Raw genomic sequence first — 16,585 nt, 5'->3', positions numbered from 1 at the left:
GAAGATCGCAGCCTAATTTTTGTGCGCTGCAAAAATTGCACAAAAAACCGCTTGACGCGGCGGACCAATATGGTTTTGGATTGAACCAATAAGAAATTGGTTCGGACCATTCACTATGGATGAGACCACTGGGAACTCCAATTACGCTCTCGACAAGCTGCGAGCGCTGCTGCGCTCGGACAGCCTCGATGCCGATGGCAAGCTGCCGACCGAGCGGGCACTTTCGGAGATGTTCGACGTCAGCCGCCGTGCCATCCGCCGCGCGCTTGAAGTTCTGGAAGCCGAGGGATTGATCTGGCGCCGCCAGGGATCCGGCACTTTTGCCGGAAGGCGCCCCGACGGCTGGAGCGAGCATGTGGATTCGATCGTTGCCGGCACCGACCTGATGGAAATCATGGAAGTACGCCTGCGCATCGAGCCGCAGCTCGCTCAGCTTGCCGCCATCCGCGCCAAGAAGCACGACGTCGAGCGCATGTATGAGCTGGTCAAGAAGATCTATGAAAGCACCGATGCCGACGGCCGCGAGCTGTGGGACGGCGCGCTCCACCGCCATATCGCGCAGTCGGCCGGCAACCAGTTCTTCCTGACGATCTTCGACGTCATCAACCGCGTGCGTCAGGACGAAGCCTGGCAGACGATCCGCGAGCGCGCCCGCGCCGCCAGCAAGACGCGCACCGTGACCTACGGACAGCATACCGCAATCGTCGATGCCATCGCCGCCCGCGATCCCGCGAGAGCCGGCGAAGCGATGCGCCAGCACCTGCTGACGCTGCAGGAGAGCCTGGTTCGCATGACCTCGCTCGACCACCAGATACCGGAGACCAAAGAAGAGCTCACCTGAAGAGCCACGGCAATGAAGCAAACAAAAAGAACCAGAGGAGAGTGAAATGAAGACCGCCAGTTTCGTGACGACCCTTCTAGCCGGGGCAATTGTTGCCCTCCCATCCTTTGCCGCCGAGCTTAAGATCGGCCTGCAGGACGATGCCGACGTGCTCGATCCCGCGCAGTCGCGCACCTTCGTCGGCCGCATCGTCTATACCGCGATGTGCGACAAGCTCGTCGACGTGACCCCCGACCTGAAAATCGTGCCGCAGCTCGCGACCGAATGGAAATGGTCCGACGACGGCAAGACGCTGACCATGAAGCTGCGCGAAGGCGTCAAGTTCCACGACGAAACACCGATGAATGCGGCGGCCGTGGTCGCCACCATCGAACGCAACATGACGCTGCCGGAATCACGCCGCAAGAGCGAACTGACCTCGGTCGAGAAGGTCGAGGCCTCGGGCGAATACGAAGTGAAATTCACGCTGAAGAGCCCTGACGTGACGCTTCTCGCCCAGCTTTCCGACCGCGCCGGCATGATCGTCTCGCCGAAGGCTGCCAAAGAACTCGGTGCCAATTTCGGCAATCACCCGGTCTGCGCCGGTCCCTTCAAGTTCGTCGAGCGTGTCCAGCAGGACCGCATCGTGCTTGAGAAGTTCAAGGATTACTGGAACAAGGACAATATCTTCGTCGACAAGGTCACCTACCTGCCGATCCCGGATACCACGGTGCGCCTCGCCAACCTGCGCTCCGGCGATCTCGACATGATCGAGCGCCTGGCGCCGACCGATGCCGCTTCGGTGAAGGAAGATACGAGCCTCACCTATGCCGACGCGATCGGCACCGGCTACATGGCGCTCTATGCTAATGTCGGGAACGGCGCCCGCGCCGACAACCCGTTCGGCAAGGACAAGCGCCTGCGCCAGGCCTTCTCGCTGGCGCTCGACCGCGATGCGCTGAACCAGATCGTCTATGAAGGCACATCGGTTGCCGGCAACCAGTCGTTCCCGCCGAACAGCCCATGGTTCGACAAGGATATCCCGGTTCCCGCCCGCGATCTCGACAAGGCCAAGGCGCTGATCAAGGAAGCCGGTTTCGACCGCGTGCCGATCGAGCTGCAGGTGCAGAACAACCCGGTCGCCTCGCAGATGATGCAGGTCGTCCAGTCCATGGTTGCCGAGGCCGGCTTCGACGTCACCATCCGCTCGACGGAATTCGCAACGCTGCTGTCTGAGCAGACGGCGGGCAACTATCAGCTCAGCCGCTCGGACTGGTCGGGCCGTATCGATCCCGATGGCAATATCCACCAGTTCATCACCTGCAAGGGCGGCATCAACGATACCAAGTACTGCAACGCCGAAGTCGACAAGCTGCTGAACGAGGCCCGTGCGTCCACCGACGATGCGGTCCGCAAGCAGAAGTATGACGCCGCGGCCGTGATCCTCAACGACGACATGCCGATCATCTATCTCGGCCATAACTCGTGGATCTGGGCGATGCACAAGAACGTCACCGGCTTCGTCGCCTCGCCTGACGGCATGATCCGTCTGACGGGTGTCAAGAAGGAAGGCTGAACCAGCCATCGCGGCGGTGGGTAGTGCCCGCCGCCTCTCCCCGCTCGCTCAGGATCGTTCATGTATACCTACATCGCCAAGCGGCTTCTCGTCGCCATTCCGACGCTGCTGATCATATCGGTCTTCGTCTTCTCGCTGCAGAAGCTGCTGCCGGGTGACCCCATCCTTGCCATGGCCGGCGAAGAGCGGGATCCGCAGGTCATCGAATATCTGCGCGAGAAATACCGGCTGAACGATCCGGTGCCCTACCAGTATGTCTCCTGGCTGGGCTCGGTGCTGCAGGGCGATCTCGGCATTTCGCTCCGAACCAATCAGCCGGTTCTGGAACTGGTGGCGGAGAAACTCCCGGTCACCATTCAGCTCGCCATCATGTCGATGATCTTCGCCTTCGTGATCGGCGTTCCCATGGGCATCCTGGCGGCGGTGAAGAAGAACACCGCTTTCGACTACATCGCCAACTTGATCGCGCTTTCCGGCCTTTCGATCCCGAACTTCTGGCTCGGCATCATGCTGATCCTGCTAGTCTCGGTGAAACTCGGCTGGCTGCCCGCCTCCGGATACGAACCCTTCTTCAACGACCCGATCCGCTCGATCCAGACAATGCTGATGCCCTCCTTCGTGCTCGGCAACGCGCTGGCCGCGACGCTGATGCGGCACACGCGCTCGGCGATGCTGAGCGTGCTCAGCGCCGACTATATCCGTACCGCCCGCGCCAAGGGCCTCTCCGAGCGCTCGGTCGTGCTCGAACACAGCTTCCGCAATGCAGTGCTGCCGATCGTGACGCTCAGCGCCCTGCTCTTCGGCGAACTCTTGGCGGGTGCGGTTCTGACCGAACAGATCTTCACCATTCCGGGCTTCGGCAAACTGATCGTCGATGCCGTCTTCAACCGCGACTATGCGGTCGTCCAAGGCGTCGTGCTCTGCACCGCGATCGGCTTCATCCTGATGAATCTCATCGCCGATATCCTCTATGTCCTTCTCAATCCGCGCATGAGGGCCTCGCTATGACCGCCATCGATCAGGTCGCTGTCACCACCGAACAGCGTGTGCCGAGCCGCGCCTGGCGCAAGCTGAAGGCCAACAAGGGCGCGCTTGCCGGTCTCTGCATCATCGCCTTCTTCGCGATCCTGGCGATTGCGGCACCTCTGCTGCCCATTCCCGATCCGAACGGCACCAGCTGGTCGGCGATCCGCAAGGCGCCATCGGCTGCCCACTGGCTCGGCACCGACGATCTCGGCCGCGACATTCTTTCGCGGATGATCTGGGGGGCACAGGCCTCGCTGATGGCCGGCGTCTTCTCGGTGGCGATCGCTGTCATCGTCGGCGTGCCCTTCGGCCTGATGGCAGGGTATTTCGGCGGCTGGGTCGATCAGATCATCTCGCGCATCACCGAAGCCTTCCTTGCCATGCCGTTCCTGATCACCGCGATTGCGCTTGCCGCCTTCCTGGGCCCGAGCCTCACCAACGCGATGATCGCCATCGGCCTTTCGGCGATGCCGATCTTCATCCGCCTCACCCGCGGCCAGGTTCTGGCCGTCAAGACAGAGGAATATGTCGAGGGCGCCCGCTCCATCGGCCTCAGGCAGTTCAGGATCATCACCCGCTACATCCTGCCGAATGTCGCGGCGCCCATTCTCGTGCAGGCGACGCTGACGATTGCAACTGCGATCATCGCCGAGGCCAGCCTCTCCTTCCTCGGCCTCGGCCAGCAGCCGCCCGCCGCCAGCTGGGGCTCGATGCTGAACGTTGCCAAGAACTTCCTCTCCCAAGCCCCATGGATGGCGATGTGGCCGGGGGCGGCGATCTTCCTCGTCGTCATCGGCTTCAATCTCCTCGGCGACGGCCTGCGCGATGCGCTCGATCCGCGCGAAGCATGATTTCCTGAAAGGACATTCGAAATGACCGCATTCACGACCCGTCCCGAAATCCTCGGCACGTTCGGCGTCGTCACCTCCACCCACTGGATCGCCTCGGCAGTCGGCATGAGCATTCTCGAAAAGGGCGGTAACGCCTTCGATGCGGCTGTCGCCACGGGCTTCGTGCTGCAGGTCGTCGAGCCGCATCTCTGCGGCCCGGGCGGCGATATGCCTGCGGTCCTCTATTCGAAGAAGAAGGACAAGGTCGAGGTCATCTGTGCGCAGGGCCCGGCCCCTGCAGGCGCGACTATCGAGCATTACACATCCGAAGGCCTGAAGCTGATCCCGGGCGACGGTCTGCTTTCGACCGTCATTCCCGGCAGCTTCGACGGCTGGATGCTGATGCTGCGCGACTACGGCACGATGAGCGTTCGCGACGTGCTGGAACCGGCGATCTATTACGCTGAAAACGGCCATCCGATGCTGCCGCGCGTTTCGGCGACCATTGCAGGCCTCTCCTCCTTCTTCGAAAAGGAATGGCCGACCTCTCACAAGACCTGGCTGCCCGGTGGGGCGGCACCCGAGCCGCTCTCCAACTTCAAGAACCCGGTTCTCGCCGGGACCTGGAAGCGGATCATCGCAGAGGCAGAAGCCAAGCGTGGCCGCGAGGAACAGGTCGAAGCCGCGCGCGATGCCTTCTATCGCGGCTTCGTCGCCGAGGCTATCGAGCGCTATGCCGGTTCGACCGAAGTGATGGATGCGAGCGGCATCAAGCACAAGGGCGTCATCACCGCCGATGACATGGCGAACTGGTCGGCCACGATCGAAGCGCCGCAGACCTACGACTACCACGGCTGGACGATTGCCAAGATCGGCCCCTGGGGACAGGGACCCGTCTTCCTGCAGACGCTGGCGCTGCTCAAGGGCATCGATATCGCCTCGATGGATCCTGCCGGTGCCGATTTCGTCCATACCGTCACCGAAGCGATGAAGCTCGCCTTCGCCGACCGCGAAATCTACTACGGCGATCCCAATTTCTCGACGATCCCGATCGAGCATCTGCTGTCGGACGCCTATAGCGACGAGCGCCGCAAGCTCATCAAGCCAGAGGCATCGCTGGAGCTGCAGCCGGGTGTCGTGCCGGGCTTCGAAGACCAGTATGCGCTGACGATGGACATGCTCGGCGTCACCTCCAAGACCGGCGCGGTCTACGAGCCTACCATGGCGCATCTCTCCGAAAAGCGCGGCGACACCGTCCATATCGACGTCATCGACCGCGAGGGCAACATGGTGTCGATCACCCCTTCGGGCGGCTGGCTGCAGTCTTCGCCGACGGTGCCGGGCCTTGGCTTCTGCCTCAATTCCCGCGCCCAGATGTTCTGGCTGAAGCCCGGCCTGCCGACGTCGCTCGCCCCCGGCAAGCGGCCGCGTACCACGCTGACGCCGTCGATTGCGCTTCATGAAGGACGCCCGACCTTGTCCTTCGGCACGCCCGGCGGCGACCAGCAGGAGCAGTGGCAGCTTTCCTTCTTCCTGCGCTATGTCCATCACAAGCTGAACCTGCAGGCGGCGATCGACCAGCCGCTGTTCCACACCTCGCATTTTCCGGGTTCCTTCTATCCCCGCACCCGCGAGCCGGGCAGCCTGATGGCCGAAGCGAATTTCGGCGAGGGCGTTCTCGAGGCCCTGCGCAAGAAGGGTCACAAGCTGACGGTTGCCGATCCGTGGACCGTCGGCCGCCTGACCGCAGCACGCCGCGATGCCGACGGGTTGCTGCGGGCTGCGGCGACCCCGCGCCTGATGCAGGCCTATGCGGTGGGGAGATAGACCGTGACCTATTCCATCGTCGCCCGTGACCCCAGCACCGGCCATCTCGGCATCGCCGTCGCCAGCCGCTTCTTCGCCGTTGGCGGCATCGTCCCGCATATCCGCGGCGGGATCGGTGCGGTGGCGACGCAGGCTTTCGTCAATCCGCTGAACGGCGTCGATGGCCTGGGCATGCTTGCCGCAGGGCAAGCGCCGGAGGCAATTATTGCCGAGTTGGCTGCGCGCGACGATGGCCGTGATCAGCGGCAGTTCCATATGATCGACGCGACCGGCCGCAATGCCGCTTTTACCGGCGAAAAATGCATCGACTGGGCCGGGCATCTGGTGGCGGGCAACGTCTCCGTCGCCGGCAACATGCTTGCCGGTCCCGAGGTGATCGCGGCAACGCTCGCGGCCTATCAGAAGACCGCAGGCAAGCCGCTGGCCGAACGGCTGCTGGAAGCCATGCAGGCCGGTGAAGACGCCGGTGGCGACAAGCGCGGCAAGCAATCGGCCGCCCTCGTCATCTACCGCGACCAGGATTACGCCTGGCTCAATATCCGCGCCGACGATCATACCGATCCACTGGAAGAATTGCGGCGGCTCCATGCGGTCGCCAGCGAGCGCTACCTCTATGTCGCCGAGACGATGGCGACGCGCCAGAATCCGAGCGGCATGATCGACCGGCGCGAGATCGACGCGAAAATTGCCGCCGTCGAAGCAGCCCGCATCGCCGAAGGGCGCCCCTCGGCCTCCTTTGCCACGCCGCTCAAGACCTGAGACCGAACCATGAAGCAGGAAAAAGACATGGGTGAAGCTGCAAATCCGGTGCTTTCGGTCAAGAACCTGACCACCTCGTTTCTGGTGGATGGTGCCTGGAAGCCCGTCGTGCGCGACGTCTCCTTCGATGTCATGCCCGGCGAGACCGTGGCGATCGTCGGCGAATCCGGCTCGGGCAAGAGCGTCACCTCGCTGTCGATCATGCGGCTGCTCGCCAAGAAACAGAGCCGCGTCGAGGGCAGCATCCTGCTGAACGGCAAGGACATTCTGGCGCTGTCCGACAAGGAGATGCGCAAGGTCCGCGGCAACGACGCGGCGATGATCTTCCAGGAGCCGATGACCTCGCTGAACCCGATCTTCACGATCGGCCGCCAGATCTCAGAGGCGCTGACCTGCCATGGGGAGATGACCAAATCGGAAGCCCGGGCCGAGACGATCCGGCTGCTCGAAAAAGTCCGCATTCCGAATGCATCCTCCCGCTTCGACGAATATCCGCACCAGTTTTCCGGCGGCATGCGCCAGCGCGTGATGATCGCTATGGCGCTCGCCTCCCGGCCGAAGCTTTTGATCGCCGACGAGCCGACGACGGCGCTTGATGTGACGATCCAGGGCCAGATCCTCGACCTGATCAAGCTGCTGCAGGAAGAGGAAGGCATGTCCGTTCTCTTCATCACCCACGACATGGGCGTTGTCGCCGAAATCTCCGACCGCACCATCGTCATGTATCGCGGCGAAGCCGTCGAGGCCGGGCCGACCGACGATATCTTCCACCGCGGCAAGCACCCCTATACCCGCGCGCTGCTCTCGGCTGTTCCACGGCTGGGCTCGATGACCGGCCACCAGTGGCCGCTGCGTTTTCCTGTTGTCGACACCACCACCGGCGAGCGTACCGAGCCCGTGGCTGTCGCCGATACCGTCGATCGCAGCAAGACGCCGATCCTCGAGGTCAAGAACCTGACGACGCGCTTTGCAATCCGTGGCGGCGTTTTCGGCACGCGCACCGGCGCGATCCACGCGGTCGAGGATGTCTCCTTCGATCTTTTCCAGGGCGAGACGCTGTCGCTGGTCGGCGAATCCGGCTGCGGAAAGTCGACGACCGGCCGCTCGATCACCCGGCTGATCGAGCCGAATGCCGGCACCGTCAATCTCGACGGTTACGACGTGACGGGGCTGGATTCATCGCGCCTCCGGCACATGCGCCGCAGCATCCAGATGATCTTCCAGGATCCCTTCGCCAGCCTGAACCCGCGCATGACCATCGGCGCCACCGTCAGCGAGCCGATCGTCGCCCATGATCTCGGAACCCGGGCGCAGGCACGCGACAAGGCGGCCGATCTGCTGGAGCGCGTCGGGCTGAAACCCGACATGATGGAGCGCTATCCGCACGAGTTTTCCGGCGGCCAGCGCCAGCGCATCTGCATCGCCCGGGCATTAGCGCTCGATCCGAAGGTCATCGTCGCCGACGAGAGCGTCTCGGCCCTCGACGTCTCGATCAAGGCGCAGGTCTGCAATCTCCTGATGGACCTGCAGCAGAGCCTCAAGCTGGCTTTCCTGTTCATCTCGCACGACATGGCCGTCGTCGAGCGCGTCAGCCATCGCGTCGCGGTGATGTATCTCGGCGAGATCGTCGAAATCGGCCCGCGCGAAGCTGTCTTCGGAAATCCGCAGCACCCCTATACCAAGAAGCTGATTGCCGCCGTTCCGGTTCCCGATCCGTCGCGCCGCGGCATCAAGCGCGGGCTCTCCACGGACGAACTGAAAAGCCCGGTACGCCCGCTCGGCTATGTGCCGCCAAAGCGCTGCTACAAGAGCCTCGGCAACGGCCATATGGTCCAAGTCGAGGCCTGAGACATACACTCCCGGCAGCGATGCGGGCCGCTCTCGATCCGAATATTAATTCCCTGTAATTCTTACCATTTTGCAATGAAACGGTAATGAACATTTAATTTGTAAATGAACCCTGAGCGGCGCATATCAGTATCAAGCGCTAATTCTTCACGAACACCAGTAATCGCTAAGTAAAGCGGCGGTTTTTAATTTGAAGAGTTTGTGCATTTCGCCCGACGCCCGCGTTCCCCGGAACATCGACGCCGCTTAGCAACCATTTGCAAGGGACCATTCGCCATGTCCAATATCCTTCTCAAGCACCGCACTGCAGCGCTTCTCGGCGCCGCCCTGATTGCCGGCACTGCGGCGCTGCCTTTCACCATCAATGCCGCCTCCGCGGTTGCCGCGCCTGCAGAAGTCAGCGGTACATTTGCCCCCGGCGGCTCGTTCGCGCCGATCGTCGATGCCGACAAGCCGGCCGTCGTTACCGTAACGACGACGATGAAGGCCACCGACACCAGCGACCAGCAGTCCTCGCCGATGGACGAGCAGTTCCGCCAGTTCTTCGAGCAGCAGGGCATCCCCATGCCGCGCCAGGCCCCGCAACATGACAGCGGCCAGCACGCGATGGCGCTCGGTTCTGGTTTCATCATCAGCCCCGATGGCGTGATCGTCACCAACAACCACGTCATCGACAATGCCATCGATATCAAGGTGACGTTGGATGACGGCACCGAATTGCCCGCCAAGCTCGTCGGCACCGATCCGAAGTCGGATATCGCCGTTCTGAAAATCCAGGCTCCGAAGCCGCTGGCGACCGTCGCCTGGGGTGATTCCGACAAGCTGAAACTCGGCGATCAGATTCTCGCCATCGGCAACCCGTTCGGCATCGGCACCACGGTGACCGCCGGTATCGTCTCGGCCCGCGGCCGCGATCTGCATAGCGGCCCGTACGACGACTTCATCCAGATCGACGCGCCGATCAACCACGGCAACTCCGGCGGCCCGCTTGTCGATCGTGACGGCCATGTCGTCGGCATCAACACCGCGATCTACTCTCCGAACGGCGGCAGCGTCGGCGTCGGCTTTGCCATCCCGTCCGCCGAGGCCCGCACCATCGTCGCCAAGCTGCAGAAGAACGGCTCGATCGACCACGGCTATCTCGGCGTGCAGATCCAGGCCGTCACCAAGGATGTCGCCGATGCCGTTGGCCTGACCGATGCCCAGGGCGCTCTCGTCGCTGCCGTATCGGATGATACCCCGGCTGCTCATGCAGGTATCAAGACAGGCGATATCGTCACCGCAGTCGGCGGCGAAGCCGTCAAGACTCCGAAGGACCTGTCGCGCCTCGTTGCCGACATGTCGCCCGGCGCCAAGCAGACGCTCACCGTCTGGCGCGACGGCAAGAGCGCCGAACTCAACGTCACCATCGGTGGCAATGACGACGGACAGAAGCAGGCCGCTGCCGATGAAGGCGATGGCAAGGTGCAGACCGGCCCGAGCATCGGCGTCGGCCTCGCCGACCTGACGCCGGACACCCGCCAGGAACTGAACCTGCCGCGCGGCGTCACCGGTGCTGTCGTCGCCAGCGTAAACCCCGACAAGACGGCCGCTGCAGCCGGCATCCAGACCGGTGACGTGATCGTCTCGGTCAACGACAAGCCGGTGCGTGGCGCAAGCGATGCCAAGACCGCTGTCGCCGAAGCCGCCAAATCCGGCCGCAAGTCGGTGCTGCTGCTGGTCGAACGCGGTGGCAACAAAACCTTCGTGGCCGTGCCCTTCTCCGCCGCTTAGGGCCCCTCAACGGTCATGGAAGCGCCTCGCATCTCCGGATGCGGGGCGTTCTTGTCAGATCTCCACAACTTCCCTGCCACGGCGCTTGACAGCATCCGCGGGTTTCAGCAATATGAAACCGGTTTCAATCGTGCTTGGGGAGAGCGATCGTGCGGTTCGACCTTTCGATCCTTTTGCCGCATATCGGCTTTCTCGCCAAAGGCGCCCTGCTGACGGCAGAGGCCTGCGCCCTGGCGCTGCTCGGCAGCGTCCTCATGGGCGCCTTCGTGGCGATCGCCCGCACCTCGTCGTCGAAGACGCTGCGGCGCGTTGCCTTCGTCTATGTCGATATTTTCCGCAACGTGCCGTTCATCGTCCAGCTGTTCTTCTTTTATTACGGCCTGCCGGAACTCGGCATCTACATCGATGCGTTCACGACCGGCGTCGTGGCGCTGTCGATTGCCGGCGGCGCCTATGCTTCCGATGTAATCCGAGCCGGGATCCTGGCGATCGACCCCGGCATCATCGAAGCGGCTGAGGTCAGCGGCCTGTCACGCCGGGTGACTTTTACCAAGATCGTTCTGCCGATCGCACTCAGGACGTCGATCCGGCCGCTCGGCTCGGTGCTGATCAACCTGATCCTCACATCGTCGATCCTCTCGACCATTACGCTGAACGAGCTCACCGGTTCGGCGCAGATCGTCGTGTCGCAGACCTACCGGCCCTTCGAAGTCTATGTCGTGCTGCTGGTTGCGTATGCTGTGCTCACCTATCTCGTGTCGCTTGGTGTCACGCTGCTTCACCGCCGCCTCAACCGTGACTTGATGGAGGCAGTCGGCTGATGCGCTATACCGATTTCACCTCTTACGATTTCGTGCTGCTCGCCCAGGGCCTCGGTGTCAGCGTCGCATTGTTTTTCGGCACGTCGCTGATCGGTCTGCTGATCGGCATTCTCTGGGCAGTCGTGCGCTTCTACCGCGTGCCGGTGCTGCTGCAGATCGTTACCTTCGTCTCCGAGCTCCTGAAGAACTCGCCTGTTCTGGTGCAGCTCTTCCTGGTCTTCTTCGGCCTGCCGGCGCTCTTCCATATCCGCATCACGCCGGTGACCGCGGCAACGATCACGCTGTCGGCCAATACCGCCGCCTTCGTCTATGTCATCGCCGTTTCGGCGATCGAATCCATCGGCCGCGACCAGATCGAGGCAGCGCGCGTCTTCGGCCTGACGCGCTGGCAGGTACTGCGCCATGTCGTGGCGCCACAGGCGATGGCCTTTGCGATCGGCCCGCTGATCGCGCTGCTCGTCAACCAGCTGCAGGTGACCTCGCTGATCTCGGTGATCGGCGTCGTCGATCTCACAAAGATCGGCAACATCCTGAACCTCAGGACGCTGAAGCCGTTCATCGTCTGGACCGCCGTCGGCCTGCTCTATTATGCGACCGCGAAGCTCGTTGCGCTTCTCGGCACCCGTTTCGAAAACCGCCTCAGGGCTCATAGCGCCTGGAGAGGGCTCTGACATGCTCAAAGTAGAAAACGTCAAGAAGGCGTTCGGCTCGACCACCGTCCTTGACGGCATCGACCTGACAATCAATCCCGGCGAGGTCGTCTCGATCTTGGGATCGTCAGGTTCCGGAAAATCGACGCTGATCCGCTGCATCAACGGCCTGGAAAAGCTGAATGGCGGCCGGATCCTCGTCGACGAATTCGACACCGGCAAGCCCAAGGAACTGGCCGAGGCGCGCAAGCGCTCGGCAACGGTCTTCCAGCTGTTCAATCTCTACCCGCACATGACGGTGCTCGGAAACATCACCCTGGCACCGATCGAGGTGCTGAAGAAGCCGCGGGCCGAAGCCGAGGCGACCGCCCGCGCTCTGTTGGCCTCAGTCGGCCTCGCCGATCGCGCCGATGCCTATCCGGCGCAGCTTTCCGGCGGCCAGCGGCAGCGTGTCGGCATCTGCCGGGCGCTTGCCATGCAGCCGCGCTATCTGCTGCTCGACGAAGTGACGAGCGCGCTAGACCCTGAAATGACCGCCGAAGTGCTGGCGATCCTCGCCAAGCTCGCCGAAGAGGGCACGACCATGCTCTTCGTCACCCACGAGATCGAGTTCGCCCGGCAGATTTCCGACCGGATCGTCTTTCTCGACAAGGGCAAGCTGCTTGTCGACCTGCCGACCGAACAGTTTTTCGCCGCCGATGGCGGCATGGCGCAGCCCCGCGTTGCCCAGTTCCTTTCCAAAATGCGTAAAGATTAGAGGTTTTTCATGCTGCTCATCGCCAATAAAGAAGCCTGGCCGGGTTTTGCCCATACGGTCGACATGCTGCGCAGCGGAGCCAACAGCCTCGACGCCATGGTTGCCGGCATCGGCAAGGTCGAAAGCGAAGTGAAAGTCCGCAGCGTCGGTTTCGGCGGCTGGCCGAACATGCTCGGCGACATGGAACTGGACGCCGCCGTGATGGACGGTACCACCCGTGACGTCGGCGCTGTGGGCGCCGTACCCAATACGCTGCCGGTCGCGAAACTCGCCCATGAGGTCATGAAGCGCCTGCCGCATGTGATGCTGACAGGCAATGGCGCGCGCCGCTTTGCCAGTGAAATCGGTTTCCCCGAGGACGACGTGCTGTTCGAAGACAGCAAGCGCGTCTGGTGGGAGCGGCTGGAAAAGGAACTGCCGGCCGAAGAGCTGGCGAAATTCCCGAACATTCCGCTGGCGCCGCTCAGCAAGGCGATCACCGATCCCGAGCGCGTGCGCGACACGACCGTGTTCCTCTCGGCGGATCCCGCTCGCGGCATTCATGCTGCGACCTCGACTTCAGGCTGGGCCTGGAAATATCCGGGCCGCCTCGGCGACTCGCCGATCCCCGGCGCCGGCTTCTACGCCGACAGCCGCTACGGCGCGGCCGCCTGCACCCATACCGGCGAAATGACCATGCGCTGCTCGACCTCGCGCACCATCGTGCTCGCCATGAAGCTCGGCTATTCGCTCTCCGACGCGATCAAGCTCGCCGTCGAGGAGCTTAACGAACTGGATACGGGTTTCCTTGCAGGTGTCGTCATTCACGCAGTTGACGCAAAAGGAAATCATGAGGTTGTGAATTTCAGATGCGAGGGCGAGATCAGCTACTGGCTCTGGGAGGATTCGATGTCCGAACCGGAATTGCGGGCAGCGAAACAGGCATAATCAACGAAGAGGGAATGGAACAATGAAACGCTTTCTCACCGCGATCGCTGCGATCGCCGTCGTCGCAGGCTCGGCTCTGCCGTCCTTCGCCGGCATGCTCGATGACATCCGCTCGCGCGGCACGATCCGGATCGGCGTGTCGCTCGGCGGCGAGCCGATTGGCTTCCGCGACGACCAGAACAATCCCGTCGGCTATGACGTCGATGTCGCCAAGCGCCTGGCTGAAAAGATCGGCGTGCCGGTCGAATTCACCGACGTTTCGGGTGACGCCCGTATCTCAATGCTGGTCTCCGGCCAGATCGACGTGGCGATCGCAAATACCTCTGCGACGCTCGAGCGCGCCAAGGTCGTGAATTTCTCGATCCCCTATAACCGTGCCGGTCTGCGCATCATCGTGCAGAAGGATGCGGGCATCAAGGATCTGAAAGATCTCGCCGGCAAGAAGATCGTCGTCGGCCGCGGCACGACGGGCGAAACCTTCCTGAAGACCGCCGTTCCGGATGCGGAACTCGTCTATGTCGATCAGTTCGCGCCTGACGGCGTGCTGCAGCTGCAGCAGAAGCGCGTCGATGCCGCTATCGAGGACTCCTCGCTGCTCGACTATCTCGCGACCAAGAACCCGACGCTGGTGACGCTTGCCGGTCTCTATTCCAACGACCCGATCGGCATGGCCGTCGCCAAGGGCGACCCGGAATTCGTCCGCTGGCTCGACATGTTCGTGTCCGATTACATCCAGTCGGGCGCCTATGAGGCAAACTACAAGAAGTGGTGGGGCGCTGAAGCCAACCCGCCGGCTCTTAACCCGCAGTGGTAAGACAATAAAGGCCGCCTCCGGGCGGCCTTTTCTTTAGGAGGTGGCACGCAGCACGAAGCGCGTCGGCACCATGATCGGCGGCTGTCCCGGCTTGAACGCCTCCGGATTGGCGATGAAATCGACGATATGCCGGACGTAATCCGACTTGTCGTAGCCGATCGACGAGATCGGATAGGCCTCGAAATCGGTCAGCGACAGGTTGTCGAAGCCATAGAGCCGGAAACGCGGCGGCCGGTTGCCCGGAAAATCCGAACGGCAAACATCGAGAATGCCCATCGCCATCGCATCCGATGTGCAGAAGATCGCATCGGGACAATCGTCACCGGCGAGCACAGCCGCAGCGGCATGTCCGCTGGCATAGGAATAGTCACCCTGAACCGTGCGTTTCAATTCGATCCGGTGCTGCTCAAAAGCCTTGCGATAGAGACCGATACGCGCATGCTCGACCGGCGAAGAGGCGCGGCCGGTGACCAGCCCCGCCGTGCGCACCCGCTTGCTGGCGGCATCCGCGACCGCCTCGAAAATACCGACGGCCTCGTCGGGCATCACAACGGGCGAGAGCTCGTCATGCAGCCCGTTCAGCATGACCACCAGATCGGAGCGGAACATCCGCCGCACGGTCGTCGCATCGGCGAAGTCCGAAAACACCAGCCCGGCATCGACATGATAGGCGACGCCGTTTCTGAGGAACTCCTCGACGCGCGCGACCGAACCGATGCGCACCAGGATGACCTGTTTGCCGATCGCCTGTATCTGATCGATCAGCCGGTCGAACAGGTCGAGGTCGGAGAGATCGTGAATGTGGTTGACGACGACGGCGACGAGATTGACCGTCTTGGTGGTCAGGCTCTGGGCCAAGAGGTTCGGCTTGTAGCCGAGAGCATTGGCCGCATCGATGACGCGCTCGCGCTTGTCGGCGGACACCGGCCGCGGCTCGGTCGAAAGGGCCCGGCTTGCGACAGCGCGGGAAACGCCGGCCAGCCGCGCAACATCGGCAATCGTCGGAGCGGCATCACGGCCGGTCGGTGCTTTCATCGTCAGTTGCTTCCCCACCTTCTTCCGGCCTGATACCGCAAGCTTGCCGTCCTGGCCATGCGAAATACCAGCCATTTTCAGCCCAAACTGCCAGATTGCGCCGCGCTTCGCAATCTGGCCCAAATGGGTCAGTTCCTTAGGCGGCGAAATGCCTGCCTGGAACGCCGGAAGCGCTAGAGCCAGGACGCAGCGGTTTTCGGCACGCGCCCTTCGGGATCGACGGCGCTAAGCTTCGGCGCGCCGGGTGTATTCCAACGCCAGAGCGCCACGCAGCGGCCGCCCGGCGACATGAAGGAAGGATAGAGCACCCCATCGAAGCCTGCCGCGATCAGCCGTTCCCGCAACTGGTGCGTTGCGGGAACGCGCCCGGCATCGAGTTCCAGCTGCCACTCGCAGCGGTGGATTGCGATCGTTTCCGCATGTGCTTCGAGAAATGCGGCATTGGTCGTGTCAGCAAGCCGTGCGCCTGTCAGTTCAAGCTTGGCGATGACGGCCGGATGCTGGACGAAGCCCTGATTATATTCGGCCCAAGCCGTCGAAAGTTCGCAGGCCGCATAGATGGTTGCCTCACCCACCAGGTTCCAGCGGCCGCCGAAGCGCGCTGCCCCTTCACCCGAGAGTGGCGCAAACGCCCAACGCGGCACGAAGGCCCGCCAGAGCTCAAGCGTGCCGGCCTCAGGGCCTTCAGGCATAGACGCCAGACCGGACAGCTTCCAGATAAGCAAGCACCTTGTCCGGCTTGCCTTCACCAACGAGATCGAAGGCGGTCTTGCCGGCCCAGCCCGGGATCGGCTGGTGCTTGAACCAGATCACGGCGCGATTGTCGTCACCCGCCATCTCGCTTGCCATGGAGAGGATGCGCACGACATTGCTGAGCGCGCCATCGACCTTCCGGGCACTCGATTTCGCCGTCAGCGTGTTGCGGGCAACACCGATCAGCCGGGCAAGTTCGGCAAGCGTCACGCCGAGCTGATCGGCAACGCGGCGCGCGGAAAGAAATGCAGACTGGCCGTCGCCGTAACGCGCGGCTGCAACATCGAAGCTCAGAGCTGCCATCATCGTCACCTTGGCGTAAATTGATCAACCGCTTATCAAAATAGGCTCAGCTTTCGACCAATTCAA

16 protein-coding genes are annotated in these 16,585 nt (G+C 62.6%); 13 read left to right on the top strand and 3 right to left on the bottom strand.

Annotation, left to right across the window (positions count from 1 at the left end):
* Positions 1 to 115: 115 nt before the first annotated feature.
* The 13 genes from AC1DIJ_RS03115 to AC1DIJ_RS03055 all read left to right on the top strand — a co-directional run bounded on the left by AC1DIJ_RS03115 (position 116) and on the right by AC1DIJ_RS03055 (position 14,428).
* Entirely contained in the window at positions 116 to 841 is a 726-nt protein-coding gene (locus AC1DIJ_RS03115) for a FadR/GntR family transcriptional regulator (RefSeq protein ID WP_112388849.1), read from the top strand.
* A 46-nt stretch (positions 842 to 887) separates the two neighbouring features.
* Positions 888 to 2,396 carry an ABC transporter substrate-binding protein gene (locus AC1DIJ_RS03110; RefSeq protein ID WP_112388848.1) on the top strand — a complete coding sequence of 503 codons (1,509 nt, stop codon included), beginning with the start codon at positions 888 to 890 and terminating at the stop codon, positions 2,394 to 2,396.
* A 60-nt stretch (positions 2,397 to 2,456) separates the two neighbouring features.
* Positions 2,457 to 3,404 carry an ABC transporter permease gene (locus AC1DIJ_RS03105; protein ID WP_112388847.1) on the top strand — a complete coding sequence of 316 codons (948 nt, stop codon included), beginning with the start codon at positions 2,457 to 2,459 and terminating at the stop codon, positions 3,402 to 3,404.
* Positions 3,401 to 4,273: an ABC transporter permease gene (locus AC1DIJ_RS03100; protein WP_112388846.1), complete on the top strand. Its 873-nt coding sequence runs from the start codon at positions 3,401 to 3,403 to the stop codon at positions 4,271 to 4,273. Before AC1DIJ_RS03105 ends, AC1DIJ_RS03100 begins: the two co-directional genes overlap by 4 nt.
* A 21-nt stretch (positions 4,274 to 4,294) precedes the next feature.
* On the top strand, positions 4,295 to 6,079 hold the full coding sequence (locus AC1DIJ_RS03095) for a gamma-glutamyltransferase family protein (RefSeq protein ID WP_112388845.1): 1,785 nt from the start codon (positions 4,295 to 4,297) through the stop codon (positions 6,077 to 6,079).
* A gap of 3 nt (positions 6,080 to 6,082) precedes the next feature.
* Positions 6,083 to 6,838: a DUF1028 domain-containing protein gene (locus AC1DIJ_RS03090; RefSeq protein ID WP_112388844.1), complete on the top strand. Its 756-nt coding sequence runs from the start codon at positions 6,083 to 6,085 to the stop codon at positions 6,836 to 6,838.
* A 27-nt stretch (positions 6,839 to 6,865) separates the two neighbouring features.
* Entirely contained in the window at positions 6,866 to 8,686 is a 1,821-nt protein-coding gene (locus AC1DIJ_RS03085) for an ABC transporter ATP-binding protein (RefSeq protein ID WP_477831174.1), read from the top strand.
* Between the two features lie 276 nt (positions 8,687 to 8,962).
* The gene (locus tag AC1DIJ_RS03080) at positions 8,963 to 10,459 is read left to right on the top strand and encodes a DegQ family serine endoprotease (protein ID WP_112388842.1); all 1,497 of its coding nucleotides are present in this window, start codon (positions 8,963 to 8,965) and stop codon (positions 10,457 to 10,459) included.
* A gap of 149 nt (positions 10,460 to 10,608) precedes the next feature.
* Positions 10,609 to 11,280, top strand: a complete 672-nt coding sequence (locus AC1DIJ_RS03075) for an amino acid ABC transporter permease (RefSeq protein ID WP_112388841.1) — start codon at positions 10,609 to 10,611, stop codon at positions 11,278 to 11,280.
* Positions 11,280 to 11,951 carry an amino acid ABC transporter permease gene (locus AC1DIJ_RS03070; protein ID WP_112388840.1) on the top strand — a complete coding sequence of 224 codons (672 nt, stop codon included), beginning with the start codon at positions 11,280 to 11,282 and terminating at the stop codon, positions 11,949 to 11,951. Before AC1DIJ_RS03075 ends, AC1DIJ_RS03070 begins: the two co-directional genes overlap by 1 nt.
* A gap of 1 nt (position 11,952) precedes the next feature.
* Positions 11,953 to 12,687, top strand: coding sequence for an amino acid ABC transporter ATP-binding protein (locus AC1DIJ_RS03065; protein ID WP_112388839.1), 735 nt, complete (start codon positions 11,953 to 11,955; stop codon positions 12,685 to 12,687).
* Positions 12,688 to 12,696: 9 nt separating this feature from the next.
* Positions 12,697 to 13,614, top strand: coding sequence for a glycosylasparaginase (locus AC1DIJ_RS03060; protein WP_112388838.1), 918 nt, complete (start codon positions 12,697 to 12,699; stop codon positions 13,612 to 13,614).
* 22 nt (positions 13,615 to 13,636) lie between these two features.
* Entirely contained in the window at positions 13,637 to 14,428 is a 792-nt protein-coding gene (locus AC1DIJ_RS03055) for a transporter substrate-binding domain-containing protein (RefSeq protein WP_112388837.1), read from the top strand.
* A gap of 33 nt (positions 14,429 to 14,461) precedes the next feature.
* On the opposite strand, the gene AC1DIJ_RS03050 is transcribed toward AC1DIJ_RS03055, so the two are convergent.
* The 3 genes from AC1DIJ_RS03050 to AC1DIJ_RS03040 form a co-directional block, all read right to left on the bottom strand.
* On the bottom strand, positions 14,462 to 15,463 hold the full coding sequence (locus AC1DIJ_RS03050) for a LacI family DNA-binding transcriptional regulator (protein ID WP_112389053.1): 1,002 nt from the start codon (positions 15,461 to 15,463) through the stop codon (positions 14,462 to 14,464).
* A gap of 173 nt (positions 15,464 to 15,636) precedes the next feature.
* Complete coding sequence (locus AC1DIJ_RS03045) at positions 15,637 to 16,155, bottom strand: RES domain-containing protein (RefSeq protein WP_112388836.1); 519 nt, start codon at positions 16,153 to 16,155, stop codon at positions 15,637 to 15,639.
* Positions 16,148 to 16,519, bottom strand: coding sequence for an antitoxin Xre-like helix-turn-helix domain-containing protein (locus tag AC1DIJ_RS03040; protein WP_112389052.1), 372 nt, complete (start codon positions 16,517 to 16,519; stop codon positions 16,148 to 16,150). The genes AC1DIJ_RS03045 and AC1DIJ_RS03040 overlap by 8 nt, the downstream gene beginning before the upstream one ends.
* Positions 16,520 to 16,585 lie beyond the last annotated feature (66 nt).

It is taken from the genome of Rhizobium sp. 10N427, from assembly GCF_056394605.1.
Note: the sequence above shows the minus strand (reverse complement) of the source record. Positions and strands in the feature narration are given on the sequence as shown.

Excerpts from the sequence above, each read along its gene's own strand:
- AC1DIJ_RS03115 (WP_112388849.1), top strand. The coding sequence starts at position 116 with ATGGATGAGACCACTGGGAACTCCAATTACGCTCTCGACAAGCTGCGA.
- AC1DIJ_RS03110 (WP_112388848.1), top strand. The coding sequence starts at position 888 with ATGAAGACCGCCAGTTTCGTGACGACCCTTCTAGCCGGGGCAATTGTT.
- AC1DIJ_RS03105 (WP_112388847.1), top strand. The coding sequence starts at position 2,457 with ATGTATACCTACATCGCCAAGCGGCTTCTCGTCGCCATTCCGACGCTG.
- AC1DIJ_RS03100 (WP_112388846.1), top strand. The coding sequence starts at position 3,401 with ATGACCGCCATCGATCAGGTCGCTGTCACCACCGAACAGCGTGTGCCG.
- AC1DIJ_RS03095 (WP_112388845.1), top strand. The coding sequence starts at position 4,295 with ATGACCGCATTCACGACCCGTCCCGAAATCCTCGGCACGTTCGGCGTC.
- AC1DIJ_RS03085 (WP_477831174.1), top strand. The coding sequence starts at position 6,866 with ATGGGTGAAGCTGCAAATCCGGTGCTTTCGGTCAAGAACCTGACCACC.
- AC1DIJ_RS03080 (WP_112388842.1), top strand. The coding sequence starts at position 8,963 with ATGTCCAATATCCTTCTCAAGCACCGCACTGCAGCGCTTCTCGGCGCC.
- AC1DIJ_RS03070 (WP_112388840.1), top strand. The coding sequence starts at position 11,280 with ATGCGCTATACCGATTTCACCTCTTACGATTTCGTGCTGCTCGCCCAG.
- AC1DIJ_RS03065 (WP_112388839.1), top strand. The coding sequence starts at position 11,953 with ATGCTCAAAGTAGAAAACGTCAAGAAGGCGTTCGGCTCGACCACCGTC.
- AC1DIJ_RS03060 (WP_112388838.1), top strand. The coding sequence starts at position 12,697 with ATGCTGCTCATCGCCAATAAAGAAGCCTGGCCGGGTTTTGCCCATACG.
- AC1DIJ_RS03055 (WP_112388837.1), top strand. The coding sequence starts at position 13,637 with ATGAAACGCTTTCTCACCGCGATCGCTGCGATCGCCGTCGTCGCAGGC.
- AC1DIJ_RS03050 (WP_112389053.1), bottom strand. The coding sequence starts at position 15,463 with ATGAAAGCACCGACCGGCCGTGATGCCGCTCCGACGATTGCCGATGTT.
- AC1DIJ_RS03045 (WP_112388836.1), bottom strand. The coding sequence starts at position 16,155 with ATGCCTGAAGGCCCTGAGGCCGGCACGCTTGAGCTCTGGCGGGCCTTC.
- AC1DIJ_RS03040 (WP_112389052.1), bottom strand. The coding sequence starts at position 16,519 with ATGGCAGCTCTGAGCTTCGATGTTGCAGCCGCGCGTTACGGCGACGGC.